Source organism: Streptomyces sp. NPDC091682 (assembly GCF_044756625.1).
In the GTDB taxonomy this organism is placed as follows: domain Bacteria; phylum Actinomycetota; class Actinomycetes; order Streptomycetales; family Streptomycetaceae; genus Streptomyces.
Genome location: NZ_JBIVTH010000001.1, coordinates 375,358 through 394,316 on the forward strand (window position 1 = coordinate 375,358; position 18,959 = coordinate 394,316).

The 18,959-nt window shown below is 71.5% G+C and carries 18 protein-coding genes; 9 read left to right on the plus strand and 9 right to left on the minus strand.

The window, feature by feature from the left end; all coding sequences use genetic code 11:
* Positions 1-93: 93 nt before the first annotated feature.
* Entirely contained in the window at positions 94-930 is an 837-nt protein-coding gene (locus ACIQK6_RS01845) for a DUF3824 domain-containing protein (RefSeq protein WP_402694111.1), read from the minus strand.
* 141 nt (positions 931-1,071) lie between these two features.
* On the opposite strand from ACIQK6_RS01845, the gene ACIQK6_RS01850 reads away from it, so the two are divergent.
* Positions 1,072-1,608 carry an NUDIX hydrolase family protein gene (locus tag ACIQK6_RS01850; protein WP_329105969.1) on the plus strand — a complete coding sequence of 179 codons (537 nt, stop codon included), beginning with the start codon at positions 1,072-1,074 and terminating at the stop codon, positions 1,606-1,608.
* A 144-nt stretch (positions 1,609-1,752) separates the two neighbouring features.
* Here the strand turns inward: ACIQK6_RS01850 and ACIQK6_RS01855 are convergent, their stop codons facing one another.
* On the minus strand, positions 1,753-2,325 hold the full coding sequence (locus ACIQK6_RS01855; RefSeq protein WP_329105967.1) for a TetR family transcriptional regulator: 573 nt from the start codon (positions 2,323-2,325) through the stop codon (positions 1,753-1,755).
* Between the two features lie 147 nt (positions 2,326-2,472).
* Here ACIQK6_RS01855 and ACIQK6_RS01860 point away from each other — a divergent pair, with 147 nt between their 5' ends.
* A complete protein-coding gene (locus ACIQK6_RS01860) occupies positions 2,473-3,264 on the plus strand; it encodes an SDR family NAD(P)-dependent oxidoreductase (RefSeq protein ID WP_329105965.1) in 792 nt (263 codons plus the stop codon).
* 57 nt (positions 3,265-3,321) lie between these two features.
* On the opposite strand, the gene ACIQK6_RS01865 is transcribed toward ACIQK6_RS01860, so the two are convergent.
* From ACIQK6_RS01865 to ACIQK6_RS01875, 3 genes are all read right to left on the minus strand, one after another.
* Positions 3,322-4,488: an alanine--tRNA ligase-related protein gene (locus ACIQK6_RS01865; RefSeq protein ID WP_329105963.1), complete on the minus strand. Its 1,167-nt coding sequence runs from the start codon at positions 4,486-4,488 to the stop codon at positions 3,322-3,324.
* 295 nt (positions 4,489-4,783) lie between these two features.
* On the minus strand, positions 4,784-5,107 hold the full coding sequence (gene cutA / locus ACIQK6_RS01870) for a divalent-cation tolerance protein CutA (protein WP_329105961.1): 324 nt from the start codon (positions 5,105-5,107) through the stop codon (positions 4,784-4,786).
* A 30-nt stretch (positions 5,108-5,137) separates the two neighbouring features.
* Entirely contained in the window at positions 5,138-5,773 is a 636-nt protein-coding gene (locus ACIQK6_RS01875; RefSeq protein ID WP_329105958.1) for a dihydrofolate reductase family protein, read from the minus strand.
* 157 nt (positions 5,774-5,930) lie between these two features.
* On the opposite strand from ACIQK6_RS01875, the gene ACIQK6_RS01880 reads away from it, so the two are divergent.
* Complete coding sequence (locus tag ACIQK6_RS01880) at positions 5,931-7,190, plus strand: DUF2716 domain-containing protein (RefSeq protein ID WP_329105954.1); 1,260 nt, start codon at positions 5,931-5,933, stop codon at positions 7,188-7,190.
* 76 nt (positions 7,191-7,266) lie between these two features.
* On the opposite strand, the gene ACIQK6_RS01885 is transcribed toward ACIQK6_RS01880, so the two are convergent.
* On the minus strand, positions 7,267-7,566 hold the full coding sequence (locus tag ACIQK6_RS01885; protein WP_329105952.1) for a hypothetical protein: 300 nt from the start codon (positions 7,564-7,566) through the stop codon (positions 7,267-7,269).
* Positions 7,567-7,982: 416 nt separating this feature from the next.
* Between ACIQK6_RS01885 and ACIQK6_RS01890 the strand changes: the two genes are divergently transcribed.
* The 6 genes from ACIQK6_RS01890 to ACIQK6_RS01915 all read left to right on the plus strand — a co-directional run bounded on the left by ACIQK6_RS01890 (position 7,983) and on the right by ACIQK6_RS01915 (position 15,529).
* Positions 7,983-9,203 (plus strand): cytochrome P450, cyclodipeptide synthase-associated, encoded by a 1,221-nt coding sequence (locus tag ACIQK6_RS01890; protein ID WP_329105949.1) that lies wholly within the window; start codon positions 7,983-7,985, stop codon positions 9,201-9,203.
* A gap of 168 nt (positions 9,204-9,371) precedes the next feature.
* Complete coding sequence (locus tag ACIQK6_RS01895; protein WP_329105947.1) at positions 9,372-9,764, plus strand: nuclear transport factor 2 family protein; 393 nt, start codon at positions 9,372-9,374, stop codon at positions 9,762-9,764.
* Positions 9,765-9,883: 119 nt separating this feature from the next.
* Positions 9,884-11,866, plus strand: coding sequence for an ATP-binding protein (locus ACIQK6_RS01900; protein WP_402694112.1), 1,983 nt, complete (start codon positions 9,884-9,886; stop codon positions 11,864-11,866).
* Between the two features lie 169 nt (positions 11,867-12,035).
* Positions 12,036-13,574, plus strand: a complete 1,539-nt coding sequence (locus tag ACIQK6_RS01905; RefSeq protein ID WP_402694113.1) for an MFS transporter — start codon at positions 12,036-12,038, stop codon at positions 13,572-13,574.
* Between the two features lie 52 nt (positions 13,575-13,626).
* The gene (locus ACIQK6_RS01910) at positions 13,627-14,067 is read left to right on the plus strand and encodes an SRPBCC family protein (RefSeq protein ID WP_329105941.1); all 441 of its coding nucleotides are present in this window, start codon (positions 13,627-13,629) and stop codon (positions 14,065-14,067) included.
* Between the two features lie 97 nt (positions 14,068-14,164).
* Positions 14,165-15,529 carry a carotenoid oxygenase family protein gene (locus ACIQK6_RS01915; protein WP_329105939.1) on the plus strand — a complete coding sequence of 455 codons (1,365 nt, stop codon included), beginning with the start codon at positions 14,165-14,167 and terminating at the stop codon, positions 15,527-15,529.
* Between the two features lie 118 nt (positions 15,530-15,647).
* On the opposite strand, the gene ACIQK6_RS01920 is transcribed toward ACIQK6_RS01915, so the two are convergent.
* The 3 genes from ACIQK6_RS01920 to ACIQK6_RS01930 are packed head-to-tail and all read right to left on the minus strand — an operon-like array spanning position 15,648 to position 18,953.
* Entirely contained in the window at positions 15,648-17,039 is a 1,392-nt protein-coding gene (locus ACIQK6_RS01920; protein WP_329105937.1) for a dipeptidase, read from the minus strand.
* Positions 17,032-17,481 carry a hypothetical protein gene (locus ACIQK6_RS01925; protein WP_329105935.1) on the minus strand — a complete coding sequence of 150 codons (450 nt, stop codon included), beginning with the start codon at positions 17,479-17,481 and terminating at the stop codon, positions 17,032-17,034. The genes ACIQK6_RS01920 and ACIQK6_RS01925 overlap by 8 nt, the downstream gene beginning before the upstream one ends.
* Positions 17,478-18,953, minus strand: a complete 1,476-nt coding sequence (locus ACIQK6_RS01930; protein ID WP_329105933.1) for an APC family permease — start codon at positions 18,951-18,953, stop codon at positions 17,478-17,480. The genes ACIQK6_RS01925 and ACIQK6_RS01930 overlap by 4 nt, the downstream gene beginning before the upstream one ends.
* Between the last annotated feature and the right edge of the window lie 6 nt (positions 18,954-18,959).

Consider the following 18,959-nt stretch of genomic DNA (forward strand, 5'->3'; position numbering starts at 1 on the left):
TTTTGGGCATAACTCTGCGATGGTTTAGAGCCGCTGCTGCGGTCGCACGACGCGATGCGCACGCGCCCCGCGGTGCCCGCTCCGAAGCCGCGGTCAGCCGATCGGCCGGCGCATCTCGGCACGCACCTTGAGGGTCGTCTCGGCGGTCTTGGCGAGGTCGACGGACCCGGGCTTCTGCAGCGCGGTCTCCTCGCTGAGGATGCCGACCGTGGCGCCGGTGTTCTCGTCGCCCCAGGCGCACATCGGCAGGGAGCTCTCGATCCCGTTCTGCCGCACCGTCAGCACCTGGCAGGACAGGGTGACGTCGGAGCCGGTGGGCGTGATGTCCCGCGCGGGGACCGCCAGAGACGCGGTCTCGGATTCCGCGGCGCCGCGCAGCATCTTCTTGCGGGCTCCCGCGGGATCCTTGAACTGTCCGTACATCCCCGAGACGACCAGGGCGCCCGACTCCTTCGCGGACTCGGAGGCGTACTGACCGGCGGCCGGCTTCGGATCGCGGATCTTCGGGTCGTGGGCGCCGTCGAGGGCTTCCTTGCCCACGGTGGCCGAATGGTCCTGGACCAGCGCGTACTTGCCGTCCACGAGGGTCTTGGGAACGGTGAGCCGGTAGCGGGCCTCGGGGAAGCCGGATCCGCTCAGCCTGATTCCGATCGCGCCGAGCGCACCGAGCAACAGCACTGCTCCCGCGATCATCCCGACCACCATGCCGATCCGGTTCCTGCGCCGCGGCGCGCCGCCCGTCGGGAGCTGCCCCCAGGCCCCTTGGCCGGGGTACGGCTGCGGCGGACCGGGCTGCCCCGGGTACGACTGACCCGGGTACGGCTGCTGGTGCGCGGGGGGCTGGGCGGCGTACGGCTGTCCCCCGTAGGGACTCGGGTGCTGCGGGGGCCCGTACGGGCCGGGGTGTTGCTGGGGCGGCGGCGTGCTCATGCTCAAACGTTACGTCAGCCCCGCGCACCGTAGAGTTCCGGCCGTCCGTGGTCGCGGGGACGGCCCCCGGGGTCCATCCTCTCCGCGCCTGTTGGAGCCGTGATCTGGGCCGGAACCCGCCCTGGAAAGTAGGATCAAGGAATGTCTGACACGACCGAAACTACGCCCGGCTGGCTGAGCAGCGACGAGCTGGAAATGGCCCGGGCCCAGATGCCGATCCTCTACGTCGAGGCCGTCCCCGTACGCGTGGACGACACCGGCGAAGTCACCACCATCGGACTGCTCCTGCGGATCGGCACGGACGGGGCGATCAGTCGGACCCTGGTGTCCGGCCGTGTCATGCACCACGAGCGGATCCGTGACGCGCTCCTGCGCCACCTGGAGAAGGACCTGGGCCCCGTGGCCCTGCCCCGCATCCCCGCTTCCCTCCAGCCCTTCACGGTCGCCGAGTACTTCCCCACGGCGGGCGTCACCCCCTACCACGACCCTCGCCAGCACGCGGTGTCGCTCGCCTACGTCGTACCGGTCACGGGTGACTGCCGTCCCCGCCAGGACGCCCTGGACCTGGTCTGGTTCAGTCCGCAGGAAGCCCTTTCGGCAGCCGTGCAGGGCGAGATGCCGGGCGGGCACGCGGCGCTGCTGAAGCAGGCGCTCGCGCACGTGGGGTACACGTACTGAAGTCGCCGCGCACACCGCGCGACGTTCCACCCCCGACTCCGGCCGCTGTCCGAACCGTTAGCGACAGCGGCCGGACCGGGCTCGGGGAGACGAACGGTCCCCGTCCCGCACGCCCCCGGTCCGGTCCCGGCGGGCCTCACCCTGCTACGGGGTCTGCGCCGGGGTGAACTTCGTGAGGACCAGCAGGGTGTCGACGAGATCCTCGGCGGGGGCGCCGGTCGCCAGGCGGCGCAGCTGCTGTCCGAAGACCAGGGCCACGGCCACGCCGGCCATGCGTTCGGGGTCCGGGACTCCGAGGTGGGTCAGGATCCGGGTGGCCAGCAGGTCGTAGGCGGCGAAGCACTCGGCTGCGGCGGCGCGCAGCCGTTCGTCCCGGCCCGCCTGGACGTACAGCTCGAACGGCGCGATGTGGCGGCTGTCGAAGGCGTTTCCGCCCGCCACCTGCGCCACCACCTCGGCCGCCTGCCCGATGTCGAACTGCTCGTCGGTGCATTCGTCCGCGAGCGCCGTGAAGTGCCGGGTCTCCTCGGCCACGAAGTGGAGCAGGCTCTCGCGCAGCAGCTCGTGCTGGGTTGCGAAGTGGTAGGTGACGGAGCCGAGGGAGACTCCGGCCTCCTTCGCGATCCGCCGGTTGGTGACGGCGGCGATGCCGTCCTGCCCGATGATCCGCAGTACGGCGTCGATGATGCTCTGGCGGGTGTCGGAAGCATGGGGCATGGCGTAATTCTGCCCCATCGGTCGACATGACCGCCCGTGCAGGATCGGGGAGTTGGGGACGACGAGGTGTGGACAGGGAGCGACACCGTCCATACTGTTCGTTCGAACGAACAGTTGAGGGATCTCGCCAGCCGCACGGGAGTGGTCGTGGACATATCCGGATCGAACGTTCTACTCACCGGCGCCACCGGGGGCATCGGCGCTGCCCTCGCCGCGCGCCTGACCGCGCAGGGGGCCCGCCTCACGATCACCGGGCGGCGGGAGGAGGCCCTCAAGACCACCGCCGGCGCCTGCGGCGCCCGTACCGTGGTGGCCGATCTGGCCGTACGGTCCGATGTCGAACACCTAGCCGAGAGTTGCGCGGAGGCGGACATCCTCGTCGCGAACGCCGCGCTGCCCGCGAGCGGCGACCTCCTGGACTACACGGAGGACCAGCTCGACCGCGCCCTCGACGTCAACCTCCGCGCGCCCGTGGTGCTCTCCCGGTTGCTCGCGGAGCACATGGTGGGCCGCGGCCGCGGCCACATCGTGCTGGTCGGCTCCATTTCCGGCAAGGCTGCCACCAAGTCGACCTCCCTGTACAACGCGACGAAGTTCGGGCTGCGCGGATTCGCACTCGCTCTGCGCCAGGAGCTCAGGGGTACGGGGGTGGGGGTGTCCCTGGTCCAGCCCGGCTTCGTCCGCGACGCCGGAATGTTCGCGGCCACCGGTGCCACCGCGCCGAACGGCATCAGGACCGTCACACCCGGCCAGGTCGCCGACGGCGTCGTACGAGCCGTCCGCCGCGACCGCTGCGAGGTCAACGTGGCGCCGCTGGAGCTGCGGCTGCTGAGCGCCGTCGCCGGACAGTTCCCCGGGTTCGCCGAGCGCGTCCAGGCCCGGATGGACCTCGACGGGTCCGTGCGACAGATCGTCGAGGCCCAGCGCTCGCGCCGATAGTCGCACGCGGCCGTTCCGGGGCGGGACACCTGCTCCCGCAGCAGGACTGACCCGTCGTCACTCGTGCAGCAGGCTCGTGACCAGCTCGCGCGGCAACCCATGGGTGTCGTGGAGGTAGTGGAAGTCCTCCCGGGTCAGCGGACCCCGGAACCGGGGGCGGGCGAGCACCTGCCGCCCGCGTTCCAGGAGCCGGCGGAACCGGTGCTCCTCCTCGCTCAGGACCCGCCGTACGTCGCCCGGGCCCATGTCCTGTCGGAAGTGGTCCAGGGTGTGCCGGACCAGTTCGTCCGGCAGGTCCTCGATGCTCCGCGAGGCGTCCTCCCGCCACAGCAGGGTGAGCATCCGTCGCACCAGGCGTCGCAGCACGTAGCCCTGCCCCGTGTTGGCCGGGCGCACGCCGTCGCCGAGTACCACGACGGCCGAGCGCAGGTGGTCGCAGACCACGCGCAGCGACCGTTCGTCCAGGGGCCACAGGGCCGGTACGAGGCTGCGCCAAGGGTCGAAGACGTCGCACTCGAACACGGACGACTTGCCTTGGAGCAGGGAGGCGAGCCGTTCCAGGCCGAGGCCGGTGTCCACGTTGCGCTGGGGAAGGGGCACCAGGGAACCGTCGTCGAGTCGGCGGTGAGTCATCGTCACGTGGTTCCACACCTCCACCCAGCGGTCGTCGCGGGTGGGCGTGGACTCGGGCGGGCCGTCGCCGCTCCACAGGAAGATCTCCGAGTCGGGACCGCACGGTCCGACGGGCCCGTTGGACCACCAGTTGTCCTCCACGGTGGGTTCGACGGGGACTCCGAGCCCCTGCCACAGCTCCAGGGAAGCGGTGTCCGGCCCGGTCCGGTCGTCGCCGGCGTGGACGGTGGCGTACAAGCGGCCGCGGTCCACGCCCAGCCCCTCGGTGAGGAGCCCGTATCCCCAGTCGAGACTGAGCGGGCCGGGGTAGTCGCCCAACGACCAGGTGCCGAGCATCTCGAAGACCGTCAGGTGGGTGGCGTCGCCGACCTCCTCCAGGTCCGTGGTGCGCAGACAGCGCTGGACGTTGACCAGCCGCCTGCCCAACGGGTGGGGTCGTCCCTCCAGGTACGGAGTGAGCGGGTGCATGCCGGAGGTGGTGAAGAGCACGGGGTCGCCGGGCGGTGGCAGCAGCGTCGAGCCGACGATGCGGCGGTGCTCACGCTCTTCGAAGTACTCGACGAACGTTCTGGTCAGCTGCTCGGTCTTCATGGGGTGACTCCTTCGCATCGAGCGGGAGAGGCACCGGAGAACGGAACCGTTCAGTCTCCGACCGGGAGCAAGGGCGCCACGGCACGACCGACGGACCGTTGTCCGGTCGCCGGGGAGAGGGAGGGGAAGGTCAGGCGGCGGCAACCGGCGAGCTGGTCGCTCGCGCGGTCGCGGTGGTGCTGGGGCCGGTGACGTTCATGCGACCCATCCTAGTGCGGGCCTGCCGCCGGTGCTCGGGTATTTCCGCGCCGGCGCCAGGGGTGGGGGCTACCGCCCGCCGTTCCTTCGCCGCGAGCTACTCGGTCGTGGTTTCCTTCACCACCCACGCCAGGTACTCCTCCGAAGGTCCGCCGGTCGGGAGCACGATCCACTGCGGCACCTCGTACGGGTGCTGCTCGTGCACCCACGCCCGCAACGCGTCCACCTTTTCCGCGGTCGTCTTGAAGGAGATCCGGTACTCCCGCTCGTGCTGCACGGCCTCCTTCCACCAGTAGAAGGAGGTCATCCGCGCGTCGACGTGCACCCCGGCCGCCAGCCGGGCCTCCACCGCGCCCCGCGCGATCTCGTGCGCCTTCGTCTCGTCGTCCACGGTCGTCTGCGCGATCACGATGCTCGCCACGTCGGTCCTCCTGGGTCGGGTTCGGCCACCCTACGGTCGGCGCCGACCGGCCCGGTGCTGGGGCAGGTGGGTCTTGGCATCCTCGTACGTCCCCTCGCCGGGTGCGGTGGCCACGGCGTAGAAGAGGTTCAGCACACCGGTGCGGAAGGTCTCGGCGGACACCAGCTCCAGCGGGATCGGCGGCGCGTCCTCCTCGAACAGGCGCATGCCGTTGCGCACGGCGATCGGGTGCAGCAGGAGGTTGAGTTCGTCCAGGAGCCCGGCGGCCAGCAGCTGACGTACGACGGACACGGAGCCGCTGATCCAGACGGGTGTGTCCGCGCCCGGCTCGTCCTTCAGCGTCGCAACCGCTGTCGCGAGGTCGCCGACGAGCGGTTCGGAGTTCCGCCAGGTGAAATCGTACGGGCCGTTGGACACCACGATCTTGCGGGCGTCACCGAGCACCTTGGCGAACGGCGCGTCCTGCCCGCCGGCTGCTTCCCGGTCCGGCCAGGCGCCCGCGAAGCTGTCGTAGGTCCGGCGGCCGAGCAGCAGGGTGTCGGCCCGGCCGAGGGTCGCGTCGACGGCCGCGCCCATCTCCTCGTTGAAGTAGGGGAAGTGCCACCGATCGGGCGCCTCGACGACACCGTCGAGCGAGATGAACAGCTGCGCCTTGATCTTCCTCATGCCGGTCTCCGGGGGCTGATGGTCGGTCCGTTCGCGTACGACCCCATCCAAGGGCAAGCGGCGGCCGGGCGCCGCACGACGCCCCGCCGGTTCGGTGCGGGTCGTGGGGACCGCGGGGACGTTGGGGACGGTCGGGTCAGCGCCTAGGCTCCCGATCATGGACATGGGTGAGCGCTGGGCAATGTACGACGGGCTGCGGGGGCGGGTCCCGCGATGGCATCCGGTCGGGGTGGTCGTCGAGGCCGACGGACCGGTCGTGCGCCGCCACTACGGGACGCACGGCACGGCCGAACACACCCCGCTCGCGGCGGGGACGGACACCGCCGCACTGGTGCGCCGTCAGCAAGAGGCCTTCGCGGGGCGCGGTGAGCCGGTGGAGTGGAAGGTGTACGCGCACGACTCGCCGGAACTCGGCCCCGCGCTGACGGCAGCGGGGTTCACCCCGGGCTGGGAGCGCTCCGTACTGCTCGCCGCGCCGCTGCCCGGCGAACGGCCCGCCGCCACGGCGGAGCCCCGGGTGGGGGTGCACGACCTGTACCGGGTGAGGGACCAGGCCGAACGGGCCCGGGCGATCGCCGTGGCCTCCCCCGGCCCCCACGCGACGCCCTACGCCGAGATGATCGCCGACGGCTCCTCGGACGAGGGCGACGTCGTCATCGAGGTCCTGCTGGAGGACGGCGTGGTCGTCGCAGTCGCCTGGGCCTACGAGGACGAGGGTCCCTTCGCCCTCGTCGGCGGGCTGACCGACGACGATGCGGACTTCGTCAAGGCCTGTACCGACCGTTGGCGCGTGCAGAACCTGCTCGGGCAACCCCTCCTCGCCGAGGCCCGGGGCCGCCTGCGCGAAAGCCTGCTGGAGGCCGGCTTCACGGAAGTCACCACCGTTCGCTCCTACCACTGGCGCCCACCGGGCACCCCCGAGCACACCCGCCCTGCTCAGTTCCTCGACTGGCTCCACGACGACGGTCCGCTGTGGGACCGCTTCTACGCGGACTTCGACTTCAAGCCGAGCACCACCTACGGGCCCGCGATCGCCGAACCCGTTCCCTCCGCCGTCTGGCACCTGCACGCACACCACCGGCCGGTCCAGGACGTCCCCGGGCGCGTCGACGCGATCGTCCGGTGCGGGCTGCTCGCCGCCACCGAGCCCGGGGAATTCGTGTACTGGCTCGACTGGCAGCACGACGGCTACCGCTACGACCCCCGGCGCACCGACGCCCCGGGACGGCCACCCCGCCCCGGGCTCGGCACCTACCCCGACGGCGACTACTACCTCCACCTCACCGACGACCTGCGCCTGGGCACCTTCGGCCACCCCTGGGAACAGACGCTGACCGTCTGGGGGCCAGCCCTCCTGGCCGCCGTCGAAACGGAACTGACCGAGCTGCTCGGGGAACCGGTCCGGCGCCACACCTGACGGCCGGACTCGGCGGGGCTTCGAAGCCGCCGGCCGGGGGGAAGGTTCCCCTTCCGGCGTCGCCCCGGCGTCACCCTCACCGGGGCAGGAGGCCGAAGATCCTCGCCAGTGCGGCGACGAGACTGAGGTGGGTGACGCCGAGGAACACCCACTCCACGGGGCGCATGCGCCACCGGCCGCGGGCCGTCAGTCGCCATTCGTACGCCACGGAGCCGACGGCGAACACGAACAACGGCGCCCAGAGGACGGCCCACCAGGACCAGACGTCGGTCAGGCGGAGCACGAGGGACAACACCGCGAACAAGGTCACGGCCAGGCCCCATCCCGGCTTCTCCTCCTCCTTGACGGCCGACGGCAATCCTGACGAAACGTTCAAGGCGGGTCCTCTCGGGTTCGTTGGAGCCAGTGCCACGGGGGATGCTGCGACCGCGGCTGCCGCACGCCCCTCCGTTCGAACAGAGTTCACCTTAACCGTCGGTCGATCAGCCCCGATCGGGTTGGTGCCGGCGAGCCCCGCCATGACGACGGCAGGGCCGACCTGGCGCCGAGAGCTGCGCGTCTTGCATCGTTTCCCGCCCGATGGCCGGATGTGAAGGCGCCCCAACTGGCGCAACCCATACCGCCGTTCCCTCGTCTTTCAGGCCGGACGGCCTGCCTGATCGCTCTCTCGCTCACGCGAGGGGCGTGGGCGGCGTCCCGGCCGGAATCCCCTCCGGCCAGGACCAGGGCGCGGGATTCGCCGACCCGTTTCTTGTTCCTTCCCCGTGTTGCGCAGTTCGAGAGGTCTTCACCATGCCCGTGGTCGATACCGGTTTCAGCGTCCTGTCCGAGGACTTCGCCGCCGCCCCCTACCGCTACTTCGCACGGCTGCGGGAACGGGCCCCGGTGCACTACGAACCGGCGATCGACAGCTACTTCCTCTCCCGCTACGAGGACGTGAAGCGGGTGCTGACCGACCACGAGGCGTTCAGCACCGGAACGCTGCAGGTACGCGCCGAGCCGGTGATGCGCGGGCCGGTCCTGGCCCAGATGACCGGGGCCGAGCACACCGCCAAACGAAGAATCGTGGTTCGGGCCTTCACCGGCCGGGCCCTCCAGGACCAGATGCGCGTCATCCGCGCCACCGCCGCCGAACTCATGGCCCCCTTCCTCCCCCTGGGCCGGATGGACCTGGTCAACGACTTCGGCAAGCCCTTCGCCATCCGCGTGACGCTCGACGTCCTGGGCCTGGACCGAAGGGACTGGCAGCAGGTGGCCGCCTGGCACAGCGGGGTGGCCGAATTCATCACCAGCCTGACCTACACCCCCGAACGCCGTCGCCACTGCATTGACTGCGCGGAGCAGTTGGAGGCCTACCTCCTCCCCGTGATCGAGCAGCGGCGCCGCGCCCCCGGCGAAGACCTGATGTCGAAGCTGTGCACCACCGAGATCGACGGCATCGCCATGAGCGATCGCGATGTCACCGCGCTGATCATCAACGTCCTGGCCGCCGCCACCGAGCCCGCGGACAAGACGCTGGCCCTGCTCTTCAAGCATCTGATCGACCACCCCGAGCAGCTGGCACGGGTCCGCCGGGACCCGGACCTGCTGGCCGCCGCGATCGCCGAGACCCTGCGCTACACCCCGCCGGTCCAGCTCATTCCCCGCCGGGTGGAGGGGGACACCGTGTTCGCCGGCACCACCGTCCCGGCAGGTGCCACCGTCTTCTGCATGATCGGGGCGGCCAACCGCGACCCGGGCGCCTTCACCGCCCCGGACACCTTCGACATCCACCGCCCGGACCTGGGCACCGCCCGCTCCTTCACCGCGGCCGCCGAGCACCTGTCCTTCGGTACCGGACTCCACCAGTGCGTCGGCACGGCCTTCGCGCGCGCCGAGATCGAGACCGTCGCCGCGATCCTCCTGCCCCTGCTCGACCAGGTCCGCCACAGCCCCGACTCCCAGTACCGGGAGGCCGGCCTGTACACGCGGGGCCCGCTCGCGCTGCCACTGGACTTCACGCCCGTCCGCTGACGCACCACCGGCCGTGACCGACGTGCATGACCGACGTCCGTCCTCCCCCCGGCCTCCCCCGCCTTCCCGGGCTTCCGGACCTCCGGGCTTCCCGGGGCCCTGCCTCCGCGGCTCCGAGAGCCCGGACGTTTCCCCTCCACCCCCCACTCTCCCCAGGTGAAGACGACCATGACATCGACCTACATCACCCGAGCCATCAACGATCTGCTGTTCACCCCGGGCCTCGACCTCGCCGAAGCCGTCGACCGGCACTTCAGCCCCGACTACCGCCAGCGCACGAACGGCGTGTGGAGTGACCGGACCTCCTTCGTCCAGCACATGACGCGCCTGCGCTCCCTGATCCGCAGCGGGCACATCGAGGTCCACGACGAACTCCGCGACGGACCGCGCTACGCAGACCGGCACACCGTCACCCTCCTCCACCACGACGGCCACACCTCCCGCACCGAGGTCTACCTCTTCGCCGAACTGGCTCCCGACGGCCGCTTCCAGCGCGTCGAAGAGACCACCCTCCTGGTCACCGGCCACGCCGACGACGAGAACCTCGGCCTCGTCAAGTGACATGAAAGGCTCCGCCACATCGGAGCCAGGTGGTCCGCGAAGGGTTCCGGACCACCGCGATCGCAGTCCGCTGCTGGAACAAAGGGAGGGAGCCCGCCATGGTGTCCGTGGGGGAAAGATTGAGCAGAGCGCGCGTACGGGCCTTCGTCGGCCGGGACGAGGAACTCGTCCGCTTCGGCGAGGCGTTGGCCGGTGATCCGCAGGCGCCGTTCGCGTTCTACGTGTACGGGCCGGGCGGCATCGGGAAGTCGACGCTGCTGCGGCGACTGGCGGACCACGCCCGGGCGGCCGGGCGGCTGCTCGTCGAGCTCGACGGCCGGTTCGTCAGCCGGGACCCGGTCGATTTCGAGCACGCCGCCGGACCGTTCCTGGACGTTCCGGGCACGGTCCTGTTCGTGGACTCATTCGAGCACTGCCAGTGGCTGGAGAGCTGGTTGTGGCACCACTTCCTGCCCCGTGCCGCGGACGACACCCTGGTCGTCCTGGGCGGCCGGCGCGCTCCGCAGCCGCAGTGGGCCGCCGATCCCGCCTGGTCCCGGCTGCTGCACGTGAGCGAACTGGAGCCGTTCTCCACGGAGCAGGCCCGGAGCCTGTTGGTGGCGGCGCAGATCCGCCCCGAACTGCGCGACCGGGTGCTGCGCTTCGCCGGGGGCAACCCACTGGCGCTGTCGCTGGCGGCCGCGGCCGGATCGGCGGGCTGCGGCCGGGAGGAGATCTGGGCCCCGACGGCGGACGTACTGCGCACCCTGCTGGCGGGGCTGATCGGGGAGGTGCCCACGGCGGCCCACCGCCGCGCCCTGGAGGTGGCGGCGCAGGCCCACTCGACGTCCGAGGAACTGCTGGCCGCGGTCCTCCCCGGAGAGGACGTCCATCCGCTCTTCTCCTGGCTGCGCGACCTGCCCTTCATGGAGTCCACCCTGCGGGGGCTGTACCCGCACGACGCGGCGCGCGAGACGCTCGCCGCCGACCTGCGCTGGCGGGCACCCAACGCCTTCGAGGCGATGCGCCAGCGCCTGGCGGACGAGTACCTGCGGATCCTGCGCGAGGCGCCCGAGGAGCGGGTGTGGACCGTCACCGACGATCTCTTCTACCTGTTCCGGGAGGGTGCGACGCTGGCCCGGCTGCGCTCCTGGTCCCGCGAGGACGAGGTGCACGACCGTCCTCTGCACCCGGACGACATCGATGTCATCCTGCGCATGGCCACCGAGACGGAAGGGGCCGCCTCCGCGGACCTGGTCCGCTACTGGGCCGAGCGCCAGCCGCAGGCCTTCAGCGTGTACCGGCTCGTGAGCACGGGCCGGATCGTGGCGTTCACGGCGCGGCTGGTCCTGTCGTCCCCTCCCGATGCCCAGGACCTGGCCACCGATCCCGTCGTGGCCGCCGCGTGGCGGTACACCGAGGCCACCGCGCCGGTGAGCCCCGGTGAGCACATCGGCGTCAGCCGCTTCTCGATCTACCCCGAGCAGTACCAGGTGCCCTCGCGCGTCATCGACCTGAGCAGTTCCCGGGCCCAGGCGGAGGCCGCCCGCGCCCGCGGGCGCGCGTACGGCTTCGCCGTCTTCCAGGACGCCGAGACCTGGGCCGAGCGCGTCAAGGGCACCTTGGCGGACACGGGGGTGCGGCCGCGGGTCGGTGAGCACACGTACGGGGTGTTCGGCGTCGACTGGCGTCAACTGCCGGTGGAGTCTTGGCTCATGCACTTCATATCGGCCACCGAGGCGCCCGCCGCCCCGGCCGGCCCGTCGCCCGTTTCGCGCACCTCGTTCGACCAGGCCGTGCGCGAGGCGCTGGCCCACTGGCGCGATGCGGACGCGTTCGCAGCCTGCGCCCTGATGCGCACCCGGCTCGCGGCCGACTTCGGTGATCCCGTCGGGGAGTTGCGGGCCCTGTTGCGCCGGGCCGTCGACGACCTCGGGCTCGACCCGCGCGGGGTGCGCGCCCGCGAGGCCCTGACGGCGGGCTACTTCGCCGGTGCGCCCACCCAGGAGGCCGCCGCCCGGCGCCTCGGCCTTCCGTACGGCACCTACCGCCGCCACCTGCGCCAAGGGCTGGACCTGCTCTGTGAGGCGTTGTGGCAGCAGGAGTTGCACGACCCGCGTTAGGCCGTCCCTCTCGGCTCTTGCCGGGCCGGCGAGAGCCGGGAGCGTCGACCCAGCAGCGACGGACGCGCACCGTCGGCTCGAACGGGTGGACAGGTGCGGACAGGAGTGGACAGTGGCCGCTCCTGTCGGGCCTGGATAGTGGACACCGTCCGCGTCGAGTCTGTGCGGCATGAACGTTGCACTCACGCAGACGGGCCGGGCAGCGGGCCGGGCCCCCGGACCGGGAGCGGTGCTCACCGCGCTCGCCGCGGCCCAGTTCACCGTCATGCTCGCCACCTCGATCGTCAATGTGGCGCTGCCGCAGATCCGTGCGGGGGCCGGCCTCTCGGACGGCGGGACCACCTGGGTGGTCAACGCCTACGGCCTGGCGTTCGGGGCGCTGCTCCTGGCGGGCGGACGGGTCGCCGACCTGCTCGGCCGCCGCCGGGTGCTGGTCGCCGGGCTCGCCCTGTTCGCGCTGGCCTCGGTGGCGGCGGGACTGGCCACCTCCGCCGGCGTGCTGATCACGGCCCGCGCGGTGCAGGGCGTCGGGGCCGCCGCGATCGCCCCGGCCGCGCTCGCCCTGGTGATGGACCGGTTCCCGCCCGGCCCCGGGCGCGGCAGGGCCCTGGGCGTGTGGGGCGCCGTCTCCGGCGCAGGAGCGGCCGGCGGCGTGCTGCTGGGCGGCGCACTCACCCAGGCCTGGGGCTGGCCCTGGATCTTCCACTCGGTCGCGCTCGGAGCGGCGGCGGTGCTGGTCGCCGTGGCGGCGCTCGTGCCACGGGACGCGGCGGCGGAGTCCGGCGGAGAGGACGGGCGGCGGGGCGCGCGGCAGCGCGGGCGGTTCGACCTGCTGGGCACCGTCACCGTCACCCTGGCCCTGACCTGCCTGGTGTGGGGGCTGACCGGCGCTCGGGGCGCCGGCTGGACGGACGCCCGGGTGCTGGGCTCCCTCGGCCTCGCCGCCGTACTGCTCGCGGCCTTCTGCGTGATCGAACGTCGCCGGCCGGACGCCCTGATCCCGCCCAGGCTGTTCTCGACCGGCCGGGTCGCCGCGGGCAATCTACTGATGGCGCTGCTGGGGTCCGTATGGATAGCCCTGTTCTTCTTCCTGCCGCTCTACCAGCAACAGGTCCTCGGAGCAGGCCCCTTGGTCACCGGCTTGGGACAGCTCCCCCTCGCCATGGCCCATATGATCGGCTCCGCGCTCGCCCCGCGGATCGCCCGGGTCATCGGCGCCACGGCGACCGTCACCGCCGCCCTGCTGACCGAGGCCGCGGGTCTGCTGTGGCTGTCGTGGATGCGGGCGGACGGGAGCTACCTCGTCGATGTCTTCGGGCCGAGCGTCCTGATCGGACTGGGCCTGAGCATCGCCTTCGTCCAACTCACCGCGCTCGCCGTGGACGGCGTACCGCGCCAGGACGCGGGCCTCGCCAGCGGACTGGTGAACACCACCCGACAGGTCGGCGGCGCGATCGGACTCGCCGCCCTGGCCACCCTGGCCGGCTCCGTCACCGCCCACGCCCCCACCGACCAGCCCCCGTTGGAAGCCCTCACCACGGGATACCAGGCCGCCTTCACCGCCTCCGCAGCAGTCCTCGCCACCACCGCACTCCTCGCACCGCTCCTCACCCGCCGGACCGGGGCGCCCGCCCCGACCGCCAGCACCCCCCGACCGGCCTCCGACCCGGGCACCTCCCCGTTCTCCCCCGCCCGGCCGAACCGCTAGACCAGCCACGGCCGCACCACCGACCCATCTCATCCAGACAGGAAGTACAGCCATGGTCACCATCGACGAGACCGCTCCCGTGATCGTCCGCCTGAGCACCGTGATCGACGCCCCCCTCACGACCGTGTGGGCGCTGCACACCGACGTGGCGGCCTGGTCCGCCTGGAACACGGACATCGACCGGACGGAGGTCGACGGACCGCTGCTGCCCGGCAGGTCGTTCCGTTGGCTGACCCACGGCCTGGACATCACTTCCACGGTGCGGGAGCTGGTCCCCGGGAAGCGGATCGTCTGGGGCGGGACTGTCGAGGGCATCGTCGGCGTCCACGTGTGGACCTTCGAACAGTCCGAAGCCGGTGTCGTCGTCCACACCGAGGAGTCCTGGAGCGGGGCCCCGGTCGACGCCAATACCGACGAACTCGGCAAGGCCCTCCACGACTCCCTGCAGGGCTGGCTCTCCCACCTCAAGAACCGCGCCGAGCGGGCCGCCTGACCGACCACCGCGTCCGCGGTTCCACGCATCCACAGATCCACACATCAGCGCACCCACCCACCCACGCACCCACGCATTCGCGAAAAGGACTGCTGCCATGACGACCACCCCGCCGTACCTGACCGGCCACTACACCCCCGTCGCCGAGGAGGTCTCCGCCGCCGAGCTCACCGTCGAGGGCACGCTGCCGCCCGAGCTGACGGGCCGGCTGCTGCGCAACGGGCACAACCCGAAGCCCGGTGTCACCCCCACCCACTGGTTCAAGGGCAGTGGCATGGTCCACGGCATCCGGCTGCGTGACGGGCGCGCCGAGTGGTACCGCAACCGCTGGGTCCACACCCCCGCCCTCGAAGGCGCCCCCTACATGACCGAACACGGCCCCGACCTGACCGCGAGCACCGCCGGCACCCACGTCATCGAGCACGCCGGACGCCTCCTGGCCCTGTGCGAGGCCAACCTGCCCTTCGAGCTCACCCCGGACCTCGACACCGTCGGCGCCTACGACTTCGACGGCAAACTGCGCACCGCCATGACCGCGCACCCCAAGGAAGACCCCTCGACCGGGGAGCTCCACTTCTTCGCCTCCTCGCCCTTCCCGCCGTTCCTGACCTACTACGTCTCCGACGCCAAGGGCGCCCTGACCCACAGCGCCGAGGTTCCCGGAGCGACCGCCGCCCTCAAGCACGACTTCGCCGTCACCCGCCGCCACGTCGTCTTCATCGAGGGCAACGTCACCTTCGACCACACCGAGAACTCCGGCATCCCCTACAGCTGGAACGACCACCAGCCCTCCCGGATCGGCGTCATGCCCCGCGGCGAGGACGGCGCCCGCCACGTCCGCTGGTTCTCCATCGAGCCCGGCAACATGCTGCACGTCTCCAACGCGTACGAGGACGGCCAGGGCCGCATCGTGCTGGAGGGCCCCACCGTCGACCGCGAGGGCTTCCGGCTCTCCTGGAACTGGTGGGTCGGCGCACCCGGACGCGGGAGCGAGCCCAACGCCCGCTCCTACACCCGCCGCTGGGTCATCGACCTGACCGCCGGCACCGTCGACGAACAGATCATCGACGACCTCCCCGTCGAGTTCCCCACCCTCAACGAGGACTACCTCGGCGTCGAGAACCGTTACCAGTACGCCATCTCCTTCCCCGACGAGAAGGGTTTCGGCGGCTACGGCATCGTCAAGTACGACCGCACGACCGGAGCCCGCCGCATCCACCAGGTCGGCGACGCCCGCCTGCCCAGCGAAGCGGTCTTCGTTCCCGCCGCCGGCACCGCCCGCGAGGACGACGGCTACCTCCTCACCGTCGTCTCCGACCTCAAGCAGAACGCCTCGCAGCTCCTCGTCCTGGACGCGTCCGGCCTCGATCGCATCGCCACCGTCCACCTCCCCCACCGCGTCACCGCCGGCATCCACGGCTCCTGGATCCCCGACACCGCCCTGGAGGGATCCGCGGGCTGACCCCTGGGCGGGGATGCGGCCGCGCTCCGGCGCATCCACCACCGCCCACCGAGAACGGCCCTCCCCCCGGGGCCGGTTGCCGGAGCCGCGAGACGTCGCGGCTCCGGCTTTCCGCGTGTCAGCGCGCCGACGGATAGCCGAGGAGGAAGAGCGCCTCGACGAGCGCCATGGTGCGGATCTCGCTCGGATCGACGCTCTCGTCGGGCGCGTGGATCAGACAGCGGGGCTCTTCCACCCCCATGAGGATGATCTCCGCGTCCGGGCAGGTTCCGGCGAGCACGTTGCACAGGGGGATGGAGCCCCCCTGGCCGAGGAACTCCATCGGCCGGCCGTACGCCTGCTCCATGGCCCGTCCCATGGCCCAGTAGGCCGGCCCGTCGGTGGCCGGGCGGAACGGCGATCCCGTGCCCTCCTTCTCGATCGAGACCCGGGCGCCCCAGGGCGCGGCGGCCGTCAGGTGCGCGGTGAGGGCGGCCAGGGCGGCTTCGGATGCCGTCCCCGGTGGCACGCGCAGGCTCACCCGGGCCCGTGCCTTCGCCGGTACGGCGGCGGCGGAGCCGACCACGGGCGGGCAGTCGATCCCGAGGACCGTGACGGCCGGGCGCGCCCAGAGCCGGTCCGCCACCGAGCCCGAGCCGGTGAGGCGGACCCCTTCCAGGACGGAGGCGTCGGCCCGGAACTGCTCCTCCTCGTACGGCACCCCGGCCCAGGTACCGGTGCAGTCGAGGCCCTCGATGCGGGTCCCGCCGTCGGCGTCGCGCAGCGTGGAGAGCATCTGGATCAAGGCCGCCAGGGCGTCGGGGGCGGGGCCGCCGAACATGCCCGAGTGCAGGTCGCCGCGGAGGGTGGTGACGGTGACGACGACGTTGGCGAGGCCGCGCAGCGCCGTGGTGGCGGTGGGGCGGCCGACGGCGGCGTTGCCGGTGTCGCAGATGAGCAGCGCATCGGCGCAGATGTCGCCCGGGTGCGCGGTCACGTACTCTTCCAGCCCGCCGGTGCCTTGTTCCTCGGACCCCTCGGCGACGAACTTCAGCCCCACGGGCAGCGTGTCGCCCAGGGCCCGCAGTGCGGTGAGGTGCATGACGATGTTGCCCTTGCAGTCGGCGGTGCCGCGCCCGTACCAGCGTCCGTCGCGCTCGGTGAGCGTGAACGGCGGAGAGGTCCAGGCGGCTTCGCCGAGCGGGGGCTGTACGTCGTAGTGGCAGTACAGCAGCACGGTCGGGGAGCCCTCCGGGCCCGGCCGGTGGCCGAGGACGGCGTGGCTGCCGTCGGGGGTCTCTTCCAGGCGTACGTCGATCAGGCCCGCCTCGGTGAACGCGTCGGCCACCCACCGGGCGGCCCGCTCGCATTCCTCGGGAGGGAACTGCCGGGGGTCGGCCACCGAGCGGATGGCGACCAGCTCGGCCAGGTCGGACTTGGCGCGGGGCATCAGCGCGTCGATGCGCTCGGCCAGGGCATCGACGGCAGCATCGGAGCCGGCGCCGGGCAGGTCGCGGGCGGGGTCAACCATCGTCGTCGCGCCTCACCGTCTGCTCGGTCTTCAGGTCGTCGATCTCGTCCTGGATGCGGTGCAGGGTGTCGGGGCAGTAGACCTTCAGCACGAGCGCCTCCGCCTGGACGGCCCGGCGGTCGACGATGACCGGGCGCTGGCCGGGTCCGGTGGCCCCGTTGGAAAGGTTGATCTTCCACAGGGCGGACTTGAGGGCGGACGCGGGGTCCTCGCAGACGATGCCCCCGTCCTCGCCGAGCGCACGGGCCAGGGTGTGGGGATCGGGCCGGGCGAATCCGGCGGCGACCAGTTCGTCCGTGAGCTGGTTGGCCTTGTCCAGGGCCTGGTTGGTGGACCGTACGGCCTTGTACTGGATCAGCCCGACCACGACGAAGGCGACGAGCAGCACGATCGCGCCGATGTGGATCCACCTGTGCTGAGAGGCGAAGCGGGTGGGGCTCATGCCACGTCTCCCGTCGACTCCGCGGCCGCGGTGCGCCAGCTGGGCTTGCGCAGCCGCAGGCACAGCCAGGGGATGACCACGCCGAGGAGGAGCAGGCCGCCGCCGACGATGCCGATGTAGGCCCAGACGCTGCCGCCGCCGAACTGCGAGGAGGGCACGAACCCGATGACCATGGCGGCGGCGGAGGCGAGGAAGCCCACCACGCAGATCAGGATCAGGGCCGGGGCGCGGTATCCGCGCGGGTGGTCGGGGTGGGTCTTGCGCAGCCGCACGGCCGCCACGAACATCAGCAGGTACATGATCAGGTACACCTGGGTGGTGATCACCGAGAAGATCCAGTAGACGCTGGACACGTTGGGGATCAGCGCGTACATCAGCGCGATCACGGTGGTGACGATGCCCTGGGTGACGAGGATGTTCTGCTGGACGCCGTGGCTGTTGAGCTGTTGCAGGAACGGCGGCAGGTAGCCCTCTTGACGCGAGATCAGGAGCAGGCCCTTGGACGGTCCGGCCAGCCAGGTGAGCATCCCGCCCAGGGAGGCGGCCACCAGGGCCACCGCTGCGATCGGGGTCAGCCAGCCGATGTGGAAGTAGGAGAAGAACGCGTCGAAGGCCTGCATGACGCCCGCGGTCAGCGACAGCTGGTCGGCCGGGACCACCCAGCTGATGGCGAGGGCCGGCAGGATGAAGATCAGCAGCACCATCCCCATCGCGAGGAACATCGTCTTGGGGAACTCCCGCGGCGGGTCCTTCAACGACGAGACGTGGACGGCGTTCATCTCCATGCCCGAGTAGCTCAGGAAGTTGTTGACGATGAGCACCAGGCTGGCCAGGCCCGTCCAGACGGGGAAGATGTTCGAGGCGCCCATCGGAGCCGCGGACGGGTTGCCCTGGCCGAGGAAGACGATGCCGAGGATCACCAGCAGGGAGCCCGGGATGAGCGTGCCGATGATCAGGCCCCAGGAGGCGAGCCCCGACAACGCCTTCGTGCCCTGCGAGGACACCCAGACGCCCGTCCAGTAGAGGACGACGATCACGATGGCCGTGTAGACGCCGTTGGAGGCCAGGGCCGGGTCGATGACGTACGCCAACGTACTCGCGACGAACGCCAGCAGGCTGGGGTAGTAGAAGATCGTCATGGCGAACTGGCACCACACGGCGAGGAACCCGAGCGGCTTCGACAGTCCCTCGCTCACCCACCGGTACACGCCGCCCGACCACCCCGACGCGAGCTCCGCCGAGACCAGCGAGGTCGGCAGCAGGAACACGATCGCGGGTACGAGGTACAGGAACACGCAGGCCAGGCCGTACACGGCCATGGTGGGCGCCGCGCGGAGGCTGGCGACGGAGGCGGTCGTCATCATCGCGAGGGTGACCCACGTGAGCGTGGGCGTGCCGGTCCTGGCCGCTGCGGCGTCAGTCGGCCCGCCCCGCGGGCGCTCGTCCGGGAGGGGGACATCCATCGCGCTCAAGTGGGC

Bases quoted from the DNA above. Each gene is read 5' to 3' on its own strand.
- ACIQK6_RS01845 (WP_402694111.1), bottom strand. From the start codon at position 930: ATGAGCACGCCGCCGCCCCAGCAACACCCCGGCCCGTACGGGCCCCCG.
- ACIQK6_RS01850 (WP_329105969.1), top strand. From the start codon at position 1,072: ATGTCTGACACGACCGAAACTACGCCCGGCTGGCTGAGCAGCGACGAG.
- ACIQK6_RS01855 (WP_329105967.1), bottom strand. From the start codon at position 2,325: ATGCCCCATGCTTCCGACACCCGCCAGAGCATCATCGACGCCGTACTG.
- ACIQK6_RS01865 (WP_329105963.1), bottom strand. From the start codon at position 4,488: ATGAAGACCGAGCAGCTGACCAGAACGTTCGTCGAGTACTTCGAAGAG.
- ACIQK6_RS01875 (WP_329105958.1), bottom strand. From the start codon at position 5,773: ATGAGGAAGATCAAGGCGCAGCTGTTCATCTCGCTCGACGGTGTCGTC.
- ACIQK6_RS01880 (WP_329105954.1), top strand. From the start codon at position 5,931: ATGGACATGGGTGAGCGCTGGGCAATGTACGACGGGCTGCGGGGGCGG.
- ACIQK6_RS01890 (WP_329105949.1), top strand. From the start codon at position 7,983: ATGCCCGTGGTCGATACCGGTTTCAGCGTCCTGTCCGAGGACTTCGCC.
- ACIQK6_RS01895 (WP_329105947.1), top strand. From the start codon at position 9,372: ATGACATCGACCTACATCACCCGAGCCATCAACGATCTGCTGTTCACC.
- ACIQK6_RS01905 (WP_402694113.1), top strand. From the start codon at position 12,036: ATGAACGTTGCACTCACGCAGACGGGCCGGGCAGCGGGCCGGGCCCCC.
- ACIQK6_RS01910 (WP_329105941.1), top strand. From the start codon at position 13,627: ATGGTCACCATCGACGAGACCGCTCCCGTGATCGTCCGCCTGAGCACC.
- ACIQK6_RS01915 (WP_329105939.1), top strand. From the start codon at position 14,165: ATGACGACCACCCCGCCGTACCTGACCGGCCACTACACCCCCGTCGCC.
- ACIQK6_RS01920 (WP_329105937.1), bottom strand. From the start codon at position 17,039: ATGGTTGACCCCGCCCGCGACCTGCCCGGCGCCGGCTCCGATGCTGCC.
- ACIQK6_RS01925 (WP_329105935.1), bottom strand. From the start codon at position 17,481: ATGAGCCCCACCCGCTTCGCCTCTCAGCACAGGTGGATCCACATCGGC.